Origin of the sequence: Streptomyces europaeiscabiei (genome assembly GCF_036346855.1) — a bacterium.
Classification (GTDB): Bacteria; Actinomycetota; Actinomycetes; order Streptomycetales; family Streptomycetaceae; genus Streptomyces; species Streptomyces europaeiscabiei.
Map to the genome: position 1 here is coordinate 4671492 of NZ_CP107841.1, position 15966 is coordinate 4687457.

The window sequence follows — 15966 nt, forward strand, 5'->3', positions numbered from 1 at the left end:
GGCGTCAGGTGCCCCGCCAGGACCAGCAACGAGGCCGCGTCCATGGGGTCGCACCGGCCCAGGGGGTTTGAACGGGTCCCGCGCGTTGTCCCCACGCGGCGGGCGGCCTCATGGCAGGGCGGTCTGGCGCGAGTGGTCGGCGGCGCCGGCGATTGCCTCGCTCCTGTCGGCAGCAGCGGTCCACCGGGCGGCGCCACTGAGGGCCGCCATACCGGAGGTGGACCCGGTTTACGGCGATACGGCCATGTACGCAGGCCGCCGGTCTCCGAAGCAACATGCTGCAGGGGAGGAATCGGTGTGCTCCGGAACTGGAACCCCGTGTGAAATGCCTCCTGGCGCACTCACCGGCCTGGACAGCGGGAAGACCAGCTGGACAGCGCGGGAGAACGATCTTCATGGGCGCCTGCATGGACCCTGCTCAACGAGGTACGTCGGTGCCCCAGCGGGGCGCCGACGTAAGTCGCAAAACTGATTACAGACATGACTTAGTCCATTGCTTTGCACTATCAAGTTCCTCATACTGAACAAAGCTCCTCGCTCCCCCGCCCCTTCCGTTCTCCGCTCTCCGCTCCCCGCTCTCCCTGGACGGCCCCCGTGACACTCCCCAGCGCTGACCGGTCCGCGCCCGCCCCCGCCGTGACGACGCCACCGGCCGGCCTCGCCCCCGGCGGGTCCCGCGCCGCCCGCACTTCCCGCGGCCTGGGTGCGCTCGGGCCCGTGGGAATGGTGCTGGCCGGCGGGATATCGGTGCAGTTCGGCGGGGCGCTGGCGGTGACACTGATGCCGCGGGCCGGAGCGCTCGGGGTGGTGACTCTGCGGCTCGCGGTGGCCGCGCTGCTGATGCTGGTGGTCTGCCGCCCCCGGCTGCGCGGGCACTCACGCACCGACTGGAGCACGGTGATCGTCTTCGGCGCCACCATGGCCGCGATGAACGGCCTCTTCTACCAGTCCCTCGCCCGGATCCCCCTCGGCCCCGCCGTCACCCTGGAGGTGCTCGGCCCGCTGGTGCTCTCCGTCCTCGCGTCCCGCCGGGCGGTGAACATGGTGTGGGCCGGGCTCGCCCTCTGCGGTGTCTTCCTCCTCGGCGGCGGAGGGGACTTCGGCGACCTCGACCCGCTCGGTGTCGCCTTCGCCCTCGCCGCCGGTTTGATGTGGGCCCTGTACATCGTCTTCAGCGCGCGTACAGGGAGGCGGTTCCCGCAGGCCGACGGGCTGGCGCTGGCCATGGCCGTCGCGGCGGTGCTGTTCCTGCCGCTCGGGATCGTCGAATCGGGCACGCGGCTCATCGCCCCGACGACGCTCGCGCTGGGCGCCGCCGTCGCCGTCCTGTCCTCCGTCCTCCCCTACACCCTCGAACTCCTCGCGCTGCGCCGCCTGCCCGCGTCCACCTTCGCGGTCCTCATGAGCCTGGAGCCCGCGATCGCCGCCGCCGCCGGCTTCCTGATCCTCGACCAGGCCCTCGCGGCCACCGAAGCCCTCGCGATCGCGCTGGTCATCGGGGCGAGCATGGGGGCGGTGCGGACGCAGGTGGGGCGGGGAAAGGCGGGCGTTCCGGGGTGAGCGGGGCGGGCGGTCCGGATCCGACTCCGTTGTCGATCGCGATCTCGTAGCGCAGTCGCTGGCGCCCCGCCGGCATCACCATGCGGTCGACCTGGAACGGGCGGTCGGCGCGGTCGAGAGTGACCCTCGTCAGCCGGAGCACGGGTTCTCCCGGTGCGGTCCGCAGGGTCTCCCGCTCCTCGGTGTCCGGGTTGCCGGCGGTCACGTCCTCGCGGACGAGGGCGCCGACGTGGCCCAGTCGAGCAAGGAGGGTGACGGCTCCGCCGGGGATCTTGGCCATCCCGGCGAGACCCGTGCCCCGGGCGATGCCGACCGGGTAATAGGTGTCGGTCAGTTCGTTGGGCTCGTCGTCGAGGAGGATCAGGCGGCGGCGTACGACGACCGATTCGCCCTCGGCCAGCCCCAACAGCCGTGCCACCTCGGCGGGTGCCGCCACCTCACCGGCGTACAGGATCCGCTGGGTGCCCCGACGCCCCTGGGCCGCCGCGTCCGCGGCCCAGGCGTCGCCCCGCCCCTTCTCCCCCGGTGTCAGATACGGCATCGAGGTGCTGACCCACCTGTTCGCGTTCACGCTGCCCTCCGCATGCCTACGACCGTACGTCCGCCCCCTCGGTCACCGCATCGAGCGCAGTGCCGGATGTCGGGTGGTGATGCCCGGGGGCTGGAGGAGGGGTGGGGGTTCGGGGCCGGGGTCGTCGGTGTGGGTGAGGTCGGCGGCGGCGGGGTCGAAGTCGAGGGGCCAGCGGGTGTGGGCGCTGGTCAGGGCTCCGGTGAGACGGGTCTCGGTGAGGTCGGCGGTGGTCAGGTCGGTGCCGCGCAGATCGGCCAGACGGAGGTCGGCGCGGTGGAAGACGGCACCGGACGCGTCGGCCTTGCGGAGGTTCGCCTCGCGCAGGTCGGCCTCGGTGAAGTCGGCCTCGCGCAGGTCCGTCTCGACCAGTCGCGCGCCCCGCAGGTCGGCCAGGGAGAGGCGGGTGCGACGCAGGATCGCGGTCTTGAGGTCGGCGTGCCGCAGGTTGGCGGAGACGAGGGAGGCCTGGGTCAGGTTGGCGTGGTAGAGGCCCGCGGCTTCCAGACAGGATCGGTCGAGGTTGACCGCGGTCAGCCACAGCCCGTCGCAGTCGGCCCGGCGCAGGTCGGTGACGCTCAGGTTGAGCCAGGACTGCTCCCGGGGGTGCAGCAGCAGCACGCCGAGTCCGGTCAGCGCGACCTGGGTGTCGGCGGCCCGTACCTCCAACGGCACGACGTCGTTGATCGGCGCCTCCGCCGCCGGGGCCTCCGGTCCGGTGGGCGGCCAGGGCAGGTGCGTACGCAGGTAGGCCGCCAGGATGGAGAGGATCGCCTCGCGGTCCCTCGCCGAGTGTTCCGCGATCCGCCACAGCGCGTGGAGCCCGCCGATGCGTACATCCAGTTTGTCGCTGCCGAGTTGGTCGACAGCCCGGCTGAACCGGTCGGTGACGTACCCCTCCTGCGTCGCGCGCAGACCGTCCTGGCTGACCCGGAGTTGGCGCCAGGTGGCATACGCGCCGAAGAGCACGGCCAGGCCGCCGATGGCCTGCAGCAGCGTCGTACGGACGTCGCTCACGGCCTTGAGTCTGTCCCGCGCGTCCACGCTCGCCCCGGCGAGATCGTGATCGACCACGGCGCCCGGCAGGAGGACGAGTGCCGCGCCGACGGCGACGAGGCCCACGAGCCCGATGACGGCGACGGCCGGCGCCCGTCGTCTCCCGGCCAGTCGGTCCCGCCACGTTCGACGACCGCGCCCCCGGATGTCCATGGGCACGGGAGCCTAGGCGGCACAGGGAAATCGATCAAGGTCGGTGGCTGTGGCGCTGTCCGTCGCCGTGGCCGGGCGCTGCGGTATAACCGGCCTGTGATCTACCACGTCGTATCCCTTGATGCCTGGAATGCCCGACCCGGTCGGCCGTACGCCCCCGCGTCGCTCCCGGAGGACGGTTTCGTCCACTGTTCTCCCGATGAGGCGACGACCCTGGCCGTCGTCAACGCCTTCTACCGGGACGCGCCCAGGCCGTTGCACGTGCTCGTCCTCGACGAGGAACGGCTCAACGCCAGGGTGGAGTTCGAGGCGGCCGCTCCCGCTCCTCCGCCGGGAGTCGGGGCGGACGTTCTGTTCCCCCACGTGTTCGGGCCCATCGACCGCGACGCCGTCGTGCGGGTCCTGGAGATCCGGTGGGACGAGGAGGGGCGCGCGGCGGGGCTCGGGCCGAGCTGACGATTCCCATGACCGGCCGGTTCAGGCGGCAGGCGCGGTCCGGCACCACGCCCGCCGCCGCCGTCGCCGTGGCCGTGGCCGTGGCCGTGGCCGTGGCCTGTCCGGCGACGACGTGCCGCCGCCGGCCACGGCGACCGTCCGCGGCGGCGCCGCGTCCGCGTCACCTGCCACGTCTCGTGCGCTCGCGTCCCCATCGCCCGGCCCGCCCCCGAGTTCCGGCCTGCACCCCAGGGCGTACCCGGCCACTGGCAGTGACCGTGAGGTGACGGGGTGATGGATGGACAGGCGGCGCGCCGCTCACCGGGAACGTTGGCTTGATTCCGGAGAGCTAACCTGAAACCGGCCAACCCGCGTCACGAACTCCCATATAGTGACGCCCAATTGAGCACCAGACGTCGCTTCTCGTTCAGGGACCGACCGAGTTACCGACTCCAGGAACCGACTGAGTTACCGAGTTCAGAACCGACCGAGGACAACAGCCGATGACCGCGCCCAGCTCCCCTCGCTCACCAGGCGAACGCCCCGCCCTGCGCTCAGTTCTTCCCTTTCCCCTGGTGACCGCAGTGCTCACCGCGACCGCCGTCGGCGCCGCGGTCGCGGTGGCGCCGCAGTCCGTACGGCTGCCCCTCGCCGGCGGCGCGGGCGCGGCCGCGCTGCTGCTCACGGTCGCCGTCGCGTTCGCCGTGCACGCGCGCGTGTCCGTGCGACTGCTGCGCCACCGCCTGAACGCCGTCTCGCAGGAAGCCGGTCTGCTGCTCCAGGAACGGGCCCGGATGGCCGAGGACTTCGCGCAGGAGCGGGGACGGCTGACCGAGGAGTTCGTCCAGGAGCGGGCGCGGATCGCGGCCGAGTTCGCGCGGGAGCGGGCGCGGTTGGCCACGGAGACCGAACGCGAACGCGAACGGCTGTCCGACGAACGGGACCGTACGGCGGAGGAGATCACCCAGGAGCGGGCCCTGCTCTCGGAACGCGCCAAGCAGGCCGACACCGACCGCACAGCCCTCCTCGCCGTCACCGCCAACGTGGCCGGCCGGATGCAGGCCCTCGCCACCGGCACGCTCGCCGACCTCCGCGCCATGGAGGAACGTCACGCCGACGAGGACGTCCTCGCCGACCTCCTCCACCTCGACCACCGCACCGCCCAGGCGGGCCGTCTCGCCGACTCCGTCGCCGTCCTCGCGGGCGCGCGCTCGGGCCGCCGCTGGGCGCGGCCGATCCCCATGGAGTCGATCCTGCGCGGCGCGATGGGCCGCATCGGCGCCTACCGCCGGGTCCGGCTGCACTCCTCCAGCGAGGCCGCCGTGGCCGGTCACGCCGCCGAGGGCGTCATGCACGCGCTCGCCGAACTCCTCGACAACGCGGCCAACTTCTCACCGCCGACCGCCGAGGTCCATGTGTACGTCGAGGAGGTCCCGGCCGGAGTGATCATCTCCGTCGAGGACTCCGGGCTCGTCATGGGCGACGTCCAGCTCCGGCGCGCCGAACGCGCCGTGTCGGGCGAGGCGACCGACCTCACGAGTCTCTCCGGCACCCGTCTCGGCCTCGCCGTCGTCGGCCGCCTCGCCCGCAAGCACGGCCTGAGAATCTCCTTCCGCCCGTCCGCGCGCGGCGGCACGGGCGTGCTGATGCTCATCCCGCAGGACGTCCTGGCGAGCACGGTCCCCACGACGGCATCTCCCACGGCGTCCGCCCCCGCCCAGTCGCCGCCGTATGCGGGCGTACGCGCCCCGCACGACCTGGACAACGAGCCGACTCCCACCCACGAGTTCCCGACGGACGCCCCTGCCGCCCCCGTCTCCGACCCGGTCGCCGACGCCCTGATCGACTCCCTTTCCGGCTACCGGACCGGATCGCCGGTCCCTTCCACCGACACCCCGACCGGCTCTCAGACGTTCGGTTCCTCCTTCGGTTCCCCCTTCAGCTCGTCGTTCAGCTCCGAATTCGGCTCCGGCAGCTTCGAGTTCGGTCCCGGCACCTCCGGCTCCGGCTCCGGCAGCTTCGAGTTCGGTCCCGGCACCTCCGGCTCCGGCTTCGCCGCCCAGCCCGGCTCCGAGCCCGGCGGCTCCGAACCCGGCGGCTCCGAACCCGGCGGTTACGGCCCCCACGGGTACGACCCCGCCGGCTACGCCCCCGGCTCTCCGGCCACCGCCGAGGAGCCCCCCACCGCCTCCGACGCCCTCCCCCGGCGCCGCCGCGGCCAGTCCCTCGCCGAGGCGGAGGCCCGCACCCGGGCCAACGCCGCCGATGCCGCCACCCGGCCGGAGCGGACCTCCCGGCCCGCCGAGAACGCCAGCACCGGCGCCGTCCGCTTCAGCAGCTTCCGCCGCGCGGTGCGTGGCACGGGCGGGCTGGACCAGGCGTTCGTCCAGGGGACGGCCGCGGGGGACGAGTGCGCCACGGAGGTGCCGGGAACACCGATGACGCCGTCGACGACGCCGGAGACGGCCGCCGCCGCCGTGGACCGGTACTCGAACCCGGCCGGGCCGCACGCACACGAGGCCGCCCCGGAGCCCGTACGGGAGGGCGCCCTGGAACCCGTACGGGATGCCGCTCCGCCCGCGCAGGCCGTACGGCAGCCGGAGTTGGAGCCGGTGCGGGAGTCCGAGTGGGGTGCCGTGACAGGATCGGCGTGGCAGTCCGGACCCGCACCCGTACGGGAGGCGACCTGGGAGTCCGGGCCCGTGCAGGAGACCGCATGGGAGCCCGAGCCCGCGCGGGGACTCGCGTGGCAGCCGGAAGCCGCGAAGGACGCGGCATGGGAAGCGGACGCCGCCGCCGAACTGCCGTGGTCACCCGACCCCGTACGGGAAGCGAAGTGGGAGCCCGATCCGGTACGGGAACTGGCCTGGGAACCCGTACGGGACACCCGCCCCGCCCCTGACGACGCCACCGCCTCCGCGCCCCTCCCCTTCTACCCGGCACCGGGCCAGACCCCGGATCCCGACCCGGCCGGGGAGCGGCCCCCCGCCCCGGACCCGCGCACCCACCCCCACTCGGAAGGCGACCACACCCCATGACCGGTACCGGTATCGGCACCACCGCCGACGACAGGCTCACCTGGCTCATGGAGGGACTGCTGGAACGCACCCCGGGTGCCCGGCACGCGCTCGTCCTCTCCCGGGACGGGCTGCGGCTGTGCCGTACACCCGAGCTCTCCGTCGACCGGGCCGACCAGCTCTCCGCGATCGCCGCCGGCATCCAGTCGCTGTCCCACGGGGCGTCCTTGGAGTTCGGCGACGGCAGCGGGGGCGTGCGGTCGGCCATGGCGGAGTTCCACGGCGGGGTCCTGTTCATCGTGGAGGCGGGCGAGGGCGCGCATCTGGCCGTGGTGACGGACGAGGAGGCGGACGCCGGACTCGTCGGCCACAACATGAGCGAGCTGGTCGAACAACTCGGCGAGCACCTGAGCGCGAAGCCGCGCCACCCGACCGGCCCGGCGAACCCGGCGAACCCGGTGAACCCGATGCCGGGTACGACGACAGGTACGACCACCGCTTCGACGACGACCGCGGCTACGGCTCTGGCGCCCCGTACGTCATGAGCCGGCCCGGCAGGGACGACCTGCCCGACCGGCTGTACACGCTCACCGGGGGCCGCAGCCACTCCGCGCCCGGAACGCCGTTCGACCTGGTGACCCTGGTGGTCGCGGAGAGCCAGCCGATGCCGGGCATGCAGTCGGAGCATGTGGCGATCCTGCGGCTGACGGAGCGGCCGACGGCGGTGGTGGAGATCGCCGCCGAGCTGCGGCTGCCGGTGAGCATCACGAAGGTGCTGCTCTCCGACCTCCTCACGGCCGGCCGGGTCAGCGCCCGGCATCCGAACCAGGCCACGCTGATCGATCTGGACATTCTGGAGCAGGTGCTAGTTGGACTTCGCAACCTCTGAGAACGGCGACGGCCACGCGGTCCCCATGCCCGCGCCTCTGCCCGTATCCCTCTTCGGTGCGCGTTTCCGTGGTGAACCCGCCGCGCTGTATCGGGAGTTGCGGCGGGAACACGGCGAGGTGGCGCCCGTGCTGCTCGACGGGGGCGTACCGGCGTGGCTGGTGCTCGGCTATCGCGAGCTGCACCAGGTCACGAGCGATCCGGAGCTGTTCAGCCGGGACTCCGGGCTGTGGAACCAGTGGCCGAACATCCCGGCCGACTGGCCGTTGCTCCCCGTGATCAGCCCGGAGCAGCCCTCGGTCCTCGGCACGGTCGGCGAGCGGCACCGGCAGCGCGTCGCGCTGATCGAGGAGGCGCTGGAGGCGGTCGAGCCGATCGAACTGCGCGGCCACGTCGAGCGGTTCGCCGACGAGTTGATCGACGTGGTGTGCGGGGTGGGTGCGGCCGATCTGGTGGGGCAGTTCGCGGCGCTGCTGCCCGTGCGGGTGCTGGCGTTCCTCTTCGGCTTCCGGGAGGAGCACGGTCCCGGGCTGGTGGTGGCGCTGAACGACATCCTCGACGGCCAGGACCGGGCGATGGCGGCCGAGGGGTATCTGCGGACGGCGATGGCCCGGCTGGTGGCGGAGCGCCTGCACCAGCCCGGGGACGACGTGGTGTCCCGGCTGCTCGCGAACGCGCGCGCGTACGAGGTCACGGTCGAGGAGGTCACCCACGACGTGATGGTGATGCTGGCGGTGGGCCACCAGCCGACCGCCGACTGGATCGGCAACTCCCTCCACCTGATGCTGACGGACGACCGTTTCGCGGCCTCGCTCTTCGGCGGGCGCAGCAGTGTGGCCGAGGCCATGAACGAGGTGCTGTGGGAGGACGCGCCCATCCAGAACGCCGCCGGCCGCTGGACCACTCGCGACACCCGCCTCGGCGGCCGGGTGCTCCGCGCGGGCGACCTGGTCGTCCTCGGCCTCCAGGGCGCCAACTCCGACCCCCGCGTCCGTATCCACGGCTCCGCACTCACCGGCGGCAACAACGCCCACTTCTCCTTCGGTCACGGCGACCACCGCTGCCCCTTCCCGGCCCAGGAGACGGCCGAGGTCATCGCCCGAACGGGTATAGAAGTCGTCCTGGACCGACTCCCGGACATGGACCTCGCGGTCCCGGCCAAGTCCCTGACGCGCCGGGCCTCGCCCTGGCTGCGGGGGCTGGTGGAGCTGCCGGTGCGGTTCACACCGGGGCCGGCCCGCGGGGCTTGACGCCGGCCTTGTCGCCCCCCGCCGCCCCTACCCGTCCCTCCCCAGGGGCTGCGCCCCTTCGACCCCCGTCCGGCGGTCCGGGGGCTGGTCGGGCAGTTCCCCGCGCCCCTGAAAAGCAGGGGCTGTGCCCCATGCTTTTCAGGGGCGCAAGGGCCGTAGGCCCTTCAGGGGCGCGGGGAACTGCGCGAGAAGCCCCCACCGGGCCCGCACCCACCGGACAACCCGAACCCCCGAGCTAGCGGTCACCCTCCCGGCGGCGCGCCCTGTCTCACCCGACGGACGACGTTTCGCCCGCGTTTCGGGAAGCCGATAGGGTCGCGGTCGTGGCTGATATCCAGATCCCCGCTGACATCAAGCCCGCCGACGGACGTTTCGGCGCGGGCCCCTCCAAGGTGCGGACGGAGGCGCTGGACGCGCTGGCCGCCACCGGTACCTCCCTGCTCGGCACGTCCCACCGCCAGGCCCCGGTGAAGAACCTGGTCGGCCAGGTCCGCGCGGGCATCAGCGAGTTGTTCTCGCTCCCCGAGGGCTACGAGGTCGTCCTCGGCAACGGCGGCTCCACGGCCTTCTGGGACATCGCGACCCACGGCCTGATCGAGAACAAGAGCCAGCACCTGACCTTCGGTGAGTTCAGCTCGAAGTTCGCCAAGGCCGCGAAGCTCGCCCCCTGGCTCGCCGAGCCGACGGTCGTCTCCTCCGACCCCGGCACGCACCCGGAGCCGGTCGCCGAGGCGGGCGTCGACGTCTACGCCTTCACCCACAACGAGACGTCCACCGGTGTCGCCGCCCCGCTGAACCGCGTGGCCGGCGCCGACGAGGGCTCCCTCGTCCTGGTCGACGCCACGTCCGGCGCCGGCGGCCTGCCCGTCGACATCGCCGAGACCGACGTCTACTACTTCGCCCCGCAGAAGTCCTTCGCCTCCGACGGCGGCCTGTGGATCGGTGTCTTCTCCCCGGCGGCCATCGAGCGCGCGGAGCGGATCCACGCGTCCGGCCGCCACATCCCGGAGTTCTTCAGCCTCCCCACGGCGATCGACAACTCCCGCAAGAACCAGACGTACAACACGCCGGCCCTCGCGACCCTCTTCCTGCTGAACCAGCAGCTGGAGTGGATCAACGGCCAGGGCGGTCTGAGCTGGTCCACGGCCCGTACGAAGGACTCCTCGACCCGTCTGTACACCTGGGCGGAGGAGAGCAAGTACGCGAGCCCCTTCGTCGCGGACGCGGCCAAGCGCTCCCAGGTCATCGGCACCATCGACTTCGCCGACGAGATCGACGCGGCCGCCGTCGCCAAGGTCCTGCGCGCCAACGGCGTCGTCGACACCGAGCCCTACCGCAAGCTCGGCCGCAACCAGCTCCGCGTCGCCATGTTCCCGGCGATCGCCCCGGCGGACGTCGAGGCCCTCACGAAGTGCGTCGACTACGTGATCGAGAAGCTCTGATCACTCCCGTACGGCAGGTAAGACGCTGAAGGGCGCCCGGCAACCAGTGCCGGGCGCCCTTCGGCGTGTCTCGTGCCGCCGTACGACTCACACGCGTGAGGTGAAGCCTCAGGACTCGATCGCCTCGATCGCCTCGCGGAGATGGCGGACCGCTTCGTTCACCATGCTGTCGGCGAGGTTGCCGTACCCGAGGACGAGGCCGTGGTCGGTGTGGTGATCGGTTGCGTGGTAGGCGGTCAGGTCGGCGACGCGCAGGGAACGGGAAGCCGCGGCGGTGACGACGGCCGCGGTGCCCACGGTCGTGGGCAGCCGGAGGATGAGGTGGAGACCGGCGGCGATGCCGGAGACCGAGGCGGCGGGCAGCTGGTCGGCGAGGGCGTGGACGAGGGCGTCGCGTCGGCGGCGGTACCGCTGCCGGCAGGCGCGGAGGTGGCGGTCGTAGGCGCCCGACTCCAGCAGTGCTGCGAAGGCGAGTTGGTCGAGGGTCGAGGGCTGGGTCGCCGCCTGGTCGGTGTGGTGCAGGTGATCGGTCCAGCGTGGTGGAGCAACGATCCAGCCGATGCCGAGCGCCGGGGACAGGATCTTGCTGAGCGACTTGAACAGGACGACCCGGGACGGGTCCATGCCCTGAACGGCCGCCACCGGACGCCGGTCGTAGCGGAACTCCGCGTCGTAGTCGTCCTCCAGGACGACGCCGTCCACGTGGCGCGCCCAGCGCAACAGGGCGGCGCGGCGCTCGGGGACGAGCACGGTGCCCAGCGGGAACTGGTGCGCCGGCGTCGTCAGCACGGCCCGGAGGCCCGGGTACCGGGCGAGGTCGTCGGTGCGCAGGCCGCCGTCGTCCGTGCGGATGGGCACCGTCTCCAGGCCCGCGGCGGCGACCACTTCACGCAGCCGTGTCCAGCCCGGCTCCTCGCACCCCACGGCGGTGATGCCGTGGGCGCGCAGGGCGTGGCAGACACGGCGTACTCCGTCGGTCACGCTCGTGCACACCGTCACGTCCTGCGGGGCCGCGGAGACACCTCGGGAACGGCCCAGATACTCGGCGAGCAGCCTCCTGAGCCGGGGGTGGCCGCCGGGCGGCGGGTAGCCGAACTCCGTGAACGCCATGGTCGTCACCTGTGCGCGGACCGCCTCGGCCCACCGCCGGCGCGGAAACGCCCGCAGGTCCGGCAGGCCCGGTGCGAGGTCGAAACGGACCGCGGGAGCCTGGTGCGTCGCGGGCCGGCGCGAGTCGGCGTCGTCGTCGTTCGACCAACGCACCCGCGTGGCCGAGCCGGTACGAGCCTCCAGGTAGCCCTCGGCGACGAGCTGGCTGTACGCCTCGGTCACCGCCCACCGTGAACAGCCGAGATCGGCGGCGAGCTGCCGGCTGGGCGGCAGGGCGGTTCCGATCTCGATCCGCCCCTGCCTGATCGCCGCGCGCAACGCCCGTTTCACCCGCTCGTGCAGCGGTCCGTCGCCGGGCTGTCCCAGGTTGAGCAGGAGGTCCCCGGCCAGATTGGTCTGCGTTTCCCGCATGCCATTGGACAGTATCAGCGAGCCATTTCTCAGTAACTTCGCAGGTACGAGAGCGAGACACCAGGACGAGTTACGAGGACGAGGAGAATGCCGTGGCTACCGTGAGACGCTCCCTGCCGACCGCCCAGGCCCACCCGCTGTTCCGCGGTGTGTTCGACGACTGGCTCACCAGGGCCGACGCCCTGTCGGCCCTGCCGAACGCCCCGGTCGTACCGGACACGCCGAACTCACCGAACGCCCTCCCGCAGTTGCGGCTGCCCACCTGGCGTCGACTGCGGTCCCGCTTCGGCCGGTACGCCGTGGCCGAGGCCCACGTCGGACCACCGTGAAGAACGAGGGTCACCGTCCGCACATGCGATGACAAGGGCGCCCGGCGATACGCCGGGCGCCCTTCTCGTTGCCGTACGCGCTGGTCGCCGTACGAGGTGATGCTCAGGCAGCCATCATGCTCAGCCGCGGAAGCCGAGTATGCCGTGCAGGGTCGCACCGCTCGTCGCGGCGGTTCCCGGTGCCGTGCTCAGCGTCGACTGGGCCGACTGCTGCGCGGAGAACGGCTTCGGGTCGGCCAGCTTCTTGCAGGTGGCGTCGACCGTGCCCTTGCCGTGCGGCACCTTGCCGTTGGTGAGGTACGTGGCCAGGTACTTGTCGAGGCAGCTGTTGCCGCTCAGCGTGATGCCGTGGTTGCCGCCGCCCTGCTCGACGACCAGGCTGGAGTTCTTGAGCAGCTTGTGGACGGTGACACCGCCCTGGTACGGGGTGGCCGCGTCGTCCGTCGCCTGGAACAGCAGCGTCGCCGGGAGCTTGGAGTTGGCGATGTTCACCGGCTTCAGCGACTTGGTCGGCCAGAACGCGCACGGCGCGTTGTACCAGGCGTTGTTCCACGCCATGAACGGCGCCTTCTTGTAGACCGCCCAGTTGTCCTTGGTCCACTTCTTCCAGTCGCGCGGCCAGGCCGCGTCACGGCACTGCACCGAGGTGTAGACGCTGTAGCCGTTGTCGCCGGAGGAGTCGATGGCGGCGAAGTTCTCGTACGTCTCGACCAGCGGGGCGGTGTCCTTGTCGTTCACGTACGCCGCGAACGCCTCGGCCAGGAAGGGCCAGTAGCCGTTGTAGTAGCCGCCCGGGAGGAAGGTGTCCTCCAGCTCGGAGGCGCCCACCTTGCCGCCCGCGGGCTTCTTGGCGAGGTCCGCCCGCATGGCGTACCACTTGGCCTCGATCTTCTTCGGATCGGTGCCGAGCTTGTAGGTGGAGTTGTACTTGGCGACCCACTTCGTGAACGCCTTGTGGCGCTTGTCGAAGGCGTAGTCCTGGTCGAGGTTGTCCTCGTACCAGACACCCGTCGGGTCGACGATCGAGTCCAGCACCAGGCGCCGCACGTTCTGCGGGTACATCTTGGCGTAGACCGCGCCGAGGTAGGTGCCGTACGAGTAGCCGAAGTAGTTGATCTTCTTCGCGCCGAGTCCCTTACGGATCGAGTCCAGGTCCTTCACGGCACTGATCGTGTTGATGTACGGCAGGACGTCCTTGTACTTCGTGCCGCAGGCCTTGGCGAAGGACTGGGCGCGCGAGACGTTGGCCTTCTCGATCGCGGACGTGCTGGGCACGGAGTCCGGGCGCACCGGGTTGAAGTAGCCCGGCTTGCAGTCCAGGGCCGGCTTGCTGGCGCCCACTCCGCGCGGGTCGAACCCGATGACGTCGTACTGCGCCGCCACCTTCTTCGGCAGCGAGCCCGCGACGAACGCGGCCAGACCCGTACCGCTGCCGCCGGGGCCGCCCGGGTTGACCAGCAGCGGGCCCTGGTACGTCTTCGAGGTGTGCGGCACGCGGGACAGCGCCAGCGTGATCTTCTTCCCGCCCGGCTTCGCGTAGTTCAGCGGCACCTTCACCGACGCGCACTGGAGCGTCGGGGAGTCTTCCGTGGCGCACTTCTTCCAGGCGACCTTCGCGGCGGCGGCCTGGACGGTGTTCGCGGAGGGCGACCCGCTGGCGTTGGCGGGGGCGGCTGTGAGCGACCCGGCCAGGACAACGGTGGCACCGCACAGCACGGCTGCGCTTCTTCTCATGAAGTTCTCTCTGAACGATGGGGGGTTCAGGTCCGCGAGGTACGCGGCCCAGTGCCGCATGGTTCCGGAAGAGCACGCCGTACAAGAACATATTCGACCAAGACTTGACCGAATTGAGTCATTGCTTACTCTCAATTGACCCACAGATAGGGGCAGTTGCATCAATCTCGGACATGGCGCCTCGGGACGTGCCACCCCGCCGACGGGGGCGCTCGGCACCTACCGGACGCCCCCGTCTCATTCCGCTGTCACTCCGCGCTCACCCCGCCGCGCAGCTCACACTCGGCACACCCCCGCCCCCGGGCGCGCCGCCGAAGCCGAAGCTCGCCGAACCGCCCGCGGCCACGGCCCCGTTGTGCGCCGCGTTGGTCGCGGTGACCGTCGCCCCGCTCTGCGTGTACGACGCGTTCCACATGTTCGCGACCCGCTGGGAGCCGGGCCAGGTCCAGGTGACCTTCCAGGAGGTGATGGCGGTGGTGCCGGTGTTGGTGACCTTCACGTCGGCGTTGAAGCCGCTGCCCCAGTCGCTGCTGACGGTGTAGGCGGCGCTGCAGGCGGCCGTACCGCCGCCGGGATCGCCCGGATCTCCCGGGTCGCCGGGGTCGGTGCCGCCGGGCGGGAAGCCCGGGGCCTTGATGCTGGTCAGGTAGCCGTCCTTGACGGTGTCCACCGTCTGCCAGTCGTCCTTCAGGATGCCGCCGGTGTCACCGGAGTTGGGGTTCCACGACCAGAAGGTCCAGTGGAAGGAGTCCGAGCCGTGGGTGGCGGTCGAGCGCAGGTACGTGACCAGGGCGGCCAGCCATCGCTGGTCGATCGTGGACTGGAGCGTCGTACCGAACTCACCGACCCACACCGGCGCGATGTTCTGCTTGAAGATGTAACCCCAGTACTTGTCCCAGATGCCGGGCATGTTGGCCGGGAAGGACGGGTCGCTGAACCAGCTCTGCTGGGCCACGCTCGTGGCGTAGTCGTGGGCCGAGTACACCACCCGATTCGCCACGTCCAGCTGCACCGGGTACTGGGCCACGCCCATCAGGTTGCCGCCCCACCAGCCCGAGACGCCGTTGAACGTCTGGACGCCCTCGACGAGGATCAGCAACTCGGGGTTGACGGACAGGACCGCGTTGCCGGCGCGCTGGGCGGCCAGCCGCCAGTCCCTGGCCGTGTCGCCGCAACCCCAGCAGGCGGGGTCGTGGGGCTCGTTGTGGAGGTCGATGCCGACGACCGTCGGGTTGCCCTTGTAGCGCGTGGCCAGCGCCTTCAGGTTGGTGATCCACGTCGTCTCGGGGACGGCCGACGTGTACCAGAGCGCCGACTGGCCCGCCGCGTCCGGGCGATGCCGGTCGAGGATGATCTTCAGGCCGGTCTGACCGGCGTACGCGACGATCCTGTCCAGGACCTGGAGGGACGTCAGGCCCTGGAGGTCGGCGTTCTTGCCGTCGGAGTGGTTCACGCTGTCGGGCATGGTGCCGGGCTTGAGGATGTCGTCGCTGTAGGGCATCCGGATGGTGTTGTAGCCCAGCGACTTCATCTGGTCGATCATGCTCTTGTAGTCGCGGGACCAGAGCCCGTGGGGGACGTGGTTGGCGGTCTCGAAGCCGAACCAGTTGATGCCGGCGATGCGGACCGACTGGCCGGACGCGTCCAGGATCTGACGGCCGCTGGTGCGCCAGTAGCCGGCGCCGGCCTCCGCCGCGGCGACGTCGGCCACGCCGGCCTCCGCCGCCGTGGCGGCGGCCACCGGGTGCGCACCGCCGGCCAGGGGCAGCGCGAGCACGGCGGCGGCCGCACACAGGGTGCCCAGGGTTCTCCGTAAGCTGCGGAACATGTCGCTGCTTCCTCCTCGGGAGGCGCGGGCCCGGAATCGATGGGAGCGCTCCCATCACCCGCACCTCCCATGGAAGACAGATCACATGAACACGTCAAGGCGTCCGGCACCACCTGATACACCGGACGCCTCCTCGCCCGTCCCGGCCACCGATCGTCACCGGCTGCGCTTCCGGAACGACTGAG

General features: G+C 71.5%; 11 protein-coding genes and 2 pseudogenes. 8 read left to right on the forward strand and 5 right to left on the reverse strand.

All coding sequences use genetic code 11. The features are described 5' to 3' along the window. Positions 1–594: 594 nt before the first annotated feature. Positions 595–1560, forward strand: a complete 966-nt coding sequence (locus OG858_RS20250; protein WP_408059416.1) for an EamA family transporter — start codon at positions 595–597, stop codon at positions 1558–1560. A 34-nt stretch (positions 1561–1594) separates the two neighbouring features. Here OG858_RS20250 and OG858_RS20255 read toward each other — a convergent pair. Both OG858_RS20255 and OG858_RS20260 read right to left on the reverse strand, forming a co-directional pair. Continuing rightward, a pseudogene (locus tag OG858_RS20255) lies at positions 1595–2131 on the reverse strand (GntR family transcriptional regulator); the annotation flags it as partial. 42 nt (positions 2132–2173) lie between these two features. Next, complete coding sequence (locus OG858_RS20260) at positions 2174–3337, reverse strand: pentapeptide repeat-containing protein (RefSeq protein ID WP_327744158.1); 1164 nt, start codon at positions 3335–3337, stop codon at positions 2174–2176. A 96-nt stretch (positions 3338–3433) separates the two neighbouring features. Between OG858_RS20260 and OG858_RS20265 the strand changes: the two genes are divergently transcribed. The 6 genes and pseudogenes from OG858_RS20265 to serC all read left to right on the forward strand — a co-directional run bounded on the left by OG858_RS20265 (position 3434) and on the right by serC (position 10369). Then, entirely contained in the window at positions 3434–3793 is a 360-nt protein-coding gene (locus tag OG858_RS20265; protein WP_086752715.1) for a DUF952 domain-containing protein, read from the forward strand. 482 nt (positions 3794–4275) lie between these two features. Beyond that, the gene (locus OG858_RS20270) at positions 4276–6810 is read left to right on the forward strand and encodes an ATP-binding protein (RefSeq protein WP_319067021.1); all 2535 of its coding nucleotides are present in this window, start codon (positions 4276–4278) and stop codon (positions 6808–6810) included. Continuing rightward, positions 6807–7214 (forward strand): annotated as a pseudogene (locus OG858_RS20275) (roadblock/LC7 domain-containing protein); the annotation flags it as partial. The gene OG858_RS20270 and the pseudogene OG858_RS20275, both read left to right, overlap by 4 nt. 116 nt (positions 7215–7330) lie before the next feature. Further along, positions 7331–7678, forward strand: a complete 348-nt coding sequence (locus tag OG858_RS20280; protein WP_086754140.1) for a DUF742 domain-containing protein — start codon at positions 7331–7333, stop codon at positions 7676–7678. Positions 7679–7703: 25 nt separating this feature from the next. Then, complete coding sequence (locus OG858_RS20285; RefSeq protein WP_319067023.1) at positions 7704–8927, forward strand: cytochrome P450; 1224 nt, start codon at positions 7704–7706, stop codon at positions 8925–8927. A 323-nt stretch (positions 8928–9250) separates the two neighbouring features. Beyond that, positions 9251–10369, forward strand: a complete 1119-nt coding sequence (gene serC, locus OG858_RS20290) for a phosphoserine transaminase (protein ID WP_086749373.1) — start codon at positions 9251–9253, stop codon at positions 10367–10369. A gap of 108 nt (positions 10370–10477) precedes the next feature. Here the strand turns inward: serC and pdxR are convergent, their stop codons facing one another. Then, entirely contained in the window at positions 10478–11890 is a 1413-nt protein-coding gene (gene pdxR / locus OG858_RS20295) for a MocR-like pyridoxine biosynthesis transcription factor PdxR (RefSeq protein WP_319319683.1), read from the reverse strand. Positions 11891–11982: 92 nt separating this feature from the next. On the opposite strand from pdxR, the gene OG858_RS20300 reads away from it, so the two are divergent. Beyond that, on the forward strand, positions 11983–12219 hold the full coding sequence (locus OG858_RS20300) for a hypothetical protein (protein WP_086749375.1): 237 nt from the start codon (positions 11983–11985) through the stop codon (positions 12217–12219). Positions 12220–12339: 120 nt separating this feature from the next. Here OG858_RS20300 and OG858_RS20305 read toward each other — a convergent pair whose 3' ends face one another. Together OG858_RS20305 and OG858_RS20310 are read right to left on the reverse strand one after the other, a co-directional pair. Continuing rightward, the gene (locus OG858_RS20305) at positions 12340–13953 is read right to left on the reverse strand and encodes an alpha/beta hydrolase (protein ID WP_328544646.1); all 1614 of its coding nucleotides are present in this window, start codon (positions 13951–13953) and stop codon (positions 12340–12342) included. Between the two features lie 259 nt (positions 13954–14212). Then, positions 14213–15781, reverse strand: a complete 1569-nt coding sequence (locus OG858_RS20310; RefSeq protein WP_319264834.1) for a cellulase family glycosylhydrolase — start codon at positions 15779–15781, stop codon at positions 14213–14215. Positions 15782–15966: the final 185 nt, after the last annotated feature.